3 protein-coding genes and 1 pseudogene are annotated in these 4,488 nt (G+C 68.0%); 2 read left to right on the top strand and 2 right to left on the bottom strand.

Features of this window, described 5'->3' with window-relative positions:
* Positions 1-433, top strand: a pseudogene (locus K8V84_RS09455) (hypothetical protein); the annotation flags it as partial.
* 130 nt (positions 434-563) lie between these two features.
* On the opposite strand, the gene K8V84_RS09450 reads toward K8V84_RS09455, so the two are convergent.
* Positions 564-1,904, bottom strand: a complete 1,341-nt coding sequence (locus K8V84_RS09450) for a nucleobase:cation symporter-2 family protein (protein WP_304073142.1) — start codon at positions 1,902-1,904, stop codon at positions 564-566.
* Between the two features lie 296 nt (positions 1,905-2,200).
* On the bottom strand, positions 2,201-3,886 hold the full coding sequence (locus K8V84_RS09445; protein ID WP_304073140.1) for an ABC-F family ATP-binding cassette domain-containing protein: 1,686 nt from the start codon (positions 3,884-3,886) through the stop codon (positions 2,201-2,203).
* A 218-nt stretch (positions 3,887-4,104) separates the two neighbouring features.
* On the opposite strand from K8V84_RS09445, the gene K8V84_RS09440 reads away from it, so the two are divergent.
* Positions 4,105-4,488 (top strand): trehalase-like domain-containing protein (locus tag K8V84_RS09440; protein ID WP_304073138.1); only part of this gene is annotated, 384 nt, incomplete at its 3' end.

Here is a 4,488-nt window from a genome sequence, read left to right as displayed (position 1 = left end):
GGAGTACCTGTTCACGAACTTTAGTGGAGGATGGCTTCGCCGGACCAACTTCCAGTACCGGTTCTGGCGTCCCGCATGGGATGGGGACCCGAACGAGCAGGCATGGATGCGGCAGTCACTTGTTGAGGGGATCACGTTCCATGAAGCCGGTCGACACACTCACCGCACGTGGTTGGCTGAAGACGGGATCCCGGAGGTGGCGCGGGCCGCTCGATTGGGGCACAAGCTCCCGGGGATGGCCCAGGTCTATGAACACGTGACCCCCGTGATGCTGAAACAAGTACTCAGAGTGCTCGAAGCCCGGTGGGCGGGGAGCGTCAGCTCCCTGACCGAGGTGGAACGCGATCACCTCTTCGTGATGGCGCCCATACTCGAAGAGCAGTACCGTAAAGACATCAATGATGGGGTCCCTTCGGGGGCTACTGGGGGCTGATCTCCCAAATATCTCCCATCCGTGAGGTCGGCCCTCCAGCAAAAAAATCAGAGCAACCTTCTGACCTGTGATGATGTCGGTGTGTCGGGTTTGCGTGTGCTTTGTGGTGTTTATGGCTGTCTGAGTGGGTTCAGTTCGCCGGGGCGGGTTCGGCCCGGCGCGCTCGACCGAAGCCGCCCAGGACGTTGAAGAACACGTTGAGCACCAGCGCAGAGGCGGTGGCGGTGACGATCCCCGAGTGCAGGAGCATCGTCGCCCACTCCGGGAAACCGGAGAAGAAGTCGGGCGCGGCGATCGACAGGACGCCGAACCCGAGTGAGACCGCCACGATGACCAGGTTCTGATTGTCCTCGTAGTCGACCTTGCCGAGGGTCTGGATGCCCGCCGCCGCCACCGAGCCGAACAGCACCAGACCGGCGCCGCCCAGGACGGGGGAGGGGATCATCGCCACGACCCGCCCCAGGACCGGGAACAGACCCATCGCCACGAGCAGCACCGCACCGGTGGCGACCACGTAGCGGCTCTTGACCTTGTTCAGTGCGATCAGTCCGATGTTCTGGCTGAACGTGCTGCCGGGGAAGGAGTTGAGCAGCGGGCCCACGACCGCGGTGAGGGCGTCGGCGCGCAGGCCGTCCGCCAGGCGACGGCCGTCGACCTTGGAGCCCACGACCGTGCTGACGGCGAGGATGTCCGCCATGCCCTCGGACAGGATGACGACCATCATGATGCACATCGTGATGATCGCCGCGACCTGGAACTCCGGCCGCCCGAAGTGGAAGGGCATGGGCAGCGAGAAGACCGCGCCCTCGCCCACCGCGGCGAAGTCGACCGCGCCCAGGGCGGCGGCCAGCAGGGTGCCCAGAACCAGGCCCAGCAGGATGGAGGCCCGGCCCCACACCCCGCGCAGCACCTTGGACAGCACCAGGATGATCAGCAGGGTCGCCCCGCCCAACAGCAGGCCCGTGTCGGTGGGGACGTTGTCCTCGGCGTTGTCGGTGATCCAGCCGACCGCCACCGGGATGAGGGACAGGCCGACCACCGTGATCACGCTGCCGGTGACCACGGGCGGGAAGAAGCGGATGAGGCCGGCCATCACCGGCGCTATGAGGACGCCGAACAGCCCGGCGACGATGGAGGCGCCGAAGACCGCGGGCAGCCCGCTGGTCTCGCCGATCGCGGTCATCGCGGTGACCGGGATGAACGAGGCCCCGATGACCAAGGGCATGCGCATGCCGAAACGCCACACGCCCAGTGTCTGGATGAGTGTCATCAGGCCGCTGACCAGCAGGGCCGCGCTGATGATGAGGCCGCTCTCCACCGGATCCAGGCCCACCGCCGCGGCCATGATCAGCGGCGGGGTGATGACCCCGGCGTACAGGGCCAGGATGTGCTGGACGCCGTAGGTGATCATCAGCCGCAGCGGTGGACGTTCGTCCTCGGGACGCTCACTGACGGCGGGGTCGGACTTCATGGTGGTGGGGCCTTCCGGAGTGGTGCGGTCTCGCCATGAATCATCGGATGATCCGAACGAGTGCGCAAATTAGGGGTGATCACTTGGAGAATCGCACCAAAGCGAGCGGAAGCGAACGAATGACCCCGGGTGATCGCCGGTGGTCGCACCGGATCACCGGCCGGTGCTTCGCATCGCCGCCCCCACCGGCCCTCCCGCGTCGTTCCGGACACGCGAGCGAGGCCGCGGACCGACCGCCGCGACCTCGTTCATCCCGGAGTCGACGTGACGAAGAACGCGCTCACGCCCCGGCCCGACTACCGGGCGCGCTCCACCCGGCCCTCGTCCCACACCGGCTCCGCGGCCTCGTAGACCCGCCCGTCCGCGCCGAACACCACGAACCGGTCGAAGCCGCGGGCGAACCAACGGTCGTGCGTGACCGACAGGATCGTGCCCTGATAGAGCTCCAACGCCGACTCCAGCGCCTCGGCCGAGACCACGTCCAGGTTGTCGGTGGGCTCGTCCAACAGCAGCATCGTGGTCCCCGACAACTCCAACAGCAGCACCTGGAAACGTGCCTGCTGGCCGCCGGAGAGCGTGTCGAAGGTCTGGTCGGCGCTGAGCGCCAACTCGTACCGGTCCAACGCCCGCCCGGCCTCCTCGCGCGGCACCCCGCTCCGGGTGCCCTCGCCGTTGTGCAGGATCTCCAGCAGTGTGCGCCCGGCGAACTCGGGGTGCTCGTGGGTCTGCGCGAACCATCCCGGTCGTACCCGGGCGCCCAGTCGGGCCCGCCCCGAGTGGGCCACCGATTCGATGCGTTCGCGTTCCTCCTCGGGCACCAGCGACGACTCCGGGTCGTCGCCTCCGCCGGCCAGCAGCCGCAGGAAGTGCGACTTGCCCGACCCGTTGGAGCCCAGCACCGCCACCCGGTCCCCGTACCAGACCTCCAGGTCGAAGGGGCGCATCAGCCCCGTCAGCTCCAGGCCCTCGCACACCAGTGCCCGCTTGCCGGTGCGGCCGCCGCGCAACCGCATCCGCAGGTTCTGCTCCCGAGGCTGCTGCTGGGGCGGGCCCGCCTCCTCGAACCGGCGCAGCCTGGTCTGCGCCGACTGGTACCGGGAGGCCATGTCCGAGTTGTAGGCGGCCTTTTGCTTGTACATCGACACCAGGGCCTTGAGCTTGCCGTGCTCCTCGTCCCAGCGACGGCGCAGTTCCTCCAGCCGGGCGAAGCGCTCCCGCCTTGCCTCGTGGTAGGTCTCGAACGACCCGCCGTGCACCCACACGCTGTTGCCCGCGGCGCCCAGCTCGACCGTGACGATCCGGTCCGGGACCCGACTGAGGAGTTCACGGTCGTGCGAGACGAACAGGACGGTCTTCGGTGAGGTGCGCAGGGCCTCCTCCAGCCAGCGCTTGCCGGGGACGTCCAGGTAGTTGTCCGGCTCGTCCAACAACAGCACCGGCGCCGGTCCACGCAGCAACGCCTCGATGACCAGACGTTTCTGTTCGCCTCCGGAGAGGGTGCGCACCTCACGCCAACGGCACTCGGTGTAGGGGACGCCCAGGGCCGCCACGCAACACTGGTCCCACACCACCTCGGCCTCGTACCCACCGGCGTCGCCGTAACGCGCGATCGCCTCGGCGTAGCGCATCTGGGTCTTCTCGTCCTCGGAGACCATCATGGCCTCCTCGGCCCGCTCCAGGTCCGCGTGGGCCCGTCGAACCGACGTGGGGGAGACCGACACCAGGAGTTCGTGGACCGTGGTGGCGTCCCGCACGTGTCCCACGAACTGCGGCATCACACCGAGCTCACCGTCCACCGTCACCGCGCCCGCCTGCGGTGCGACCTCACCGCGCACCAGCCGCAGCAGAGTGCTCTTGCCGGCCCCGTTCGCGCCGACCAGGGCTGTCTTGGAGCCCTCGCCGACCCGGAACGAGACCTCGTCCAGCAGCACCCTCCCGTCGGGCAGGGTGTGCGAGACCTGGTTGACGTCGACGTAACCCACGAACTCCCCTTCACCGTTACAACGCGCCCACCCGCGGCGCCACCGCAGGTTTCCACGCGACCACGGTCCGGCGCAAAGGGTTTTCCCTGGTGGTGGGGGAGACCGGGAACCTTAAGGCTTCCTTAGCCCACTCCTAAGATCCGATGAAACCCGATGTGCTCGGGCACCCCGCCGACCTAGCTTCTTCCCACCGGGAAGAACACGAGGAAGGTGGCGGGATGACGCTCACGCAGGGTGCGTTCGGACTCGAAACGATGCCGGAGATCCATCACCACCCGGAACCGGGGGAGCGTCCGGTCCCCATCGAGCGCATGTCCATGCTGTCGAACCGCTCGTCCGTCGCCCTGCTCGGGCCGGACGCGCGGCTGCTGTGGTTCTGTCACCCCGAGCCCGACTCAAACGCCCTGTTCTCCGAAGTCCTGGGCGGACCCGAAGCCGGGGTCTTCGCCATCGCCCCCGCGCACGGACGCATGACCCTGGGCCAGCGCTACGCGCCGAACACGATGACCGTGCGGACCCGCTGGTCGCGCCTGGAGGTCACCGACTACCTCGCCCACGACACCGAACCCGGTCGCACCGACCTGATCCGCGTGGTCGAAGGC

Source organism: Nocardiopsis listeri (assembly GCF_020741345.1).
In the GTDB taxonomy this organism is placed as follows: domain Bacteria; phylum Actinomycetota; class Actinomycetes; order Streptosporangiales; family Streptosporangiaceae; genus Nocardiopsis; species Nocardiopsis listeri_A.
The sequence above is the reverse complement of the archived record's forward strand: the minus strand, read 5'-3'. Positions and strand labels throughout refer to the sequence as shown.